Source organism: Bacillus cereus group sp. BfR-BA-01360, assembly GCF_022663595.1.
GTDB lineage: Bacteria > Bacillota > Bacilli > Bacillales > Bacillaceae_G > Bacillus_A > Bacillus_A cytotoxicus.
This window is the reverse complement of sequence record NZ_JAKUFV010000102.1, coordinates 1-237: the sequence shown is the minus strand read 5'-3', so window position 1 is coordinate 237 and position 237 is coordinate 1. Positions and strand designations below refer to the sequence as shown.

The window sequence follows — 237 nt, the reverse complement described above, 5'->3', positions numbered from 1 at the left end:
AAATATTAGGTCGACTTGCTGAACAGTTATACATAACATGTCGAGTTGCTTTCACATCTCCATCAAATTCAAATAACAACGCGAATGGTTTTCCTTTTGCATCAGCTAATTCATTTAATACACCGTCTTTTTCATCTAATTGCTCACCTAAACAATCAATTGCAAATTGTTCTGGAATAGTAGCGATATTTAAAGTTCCTTCGTAACCTTGGTTATTATCTGCTGAGTAATAAAGCA

1 protein-coding gene is annotated in these 237 nt (G+C 33.8%); it reads right to left on the bottom strand.

The genetic code is table 11. The features are described 5' to 3' along the window. The coding region (locus MR056_RS22135; protein ID WP_375293726.1) for a major tail protein at positions 1-237 on the bottom strand (237 nt) is incomplete at both ends.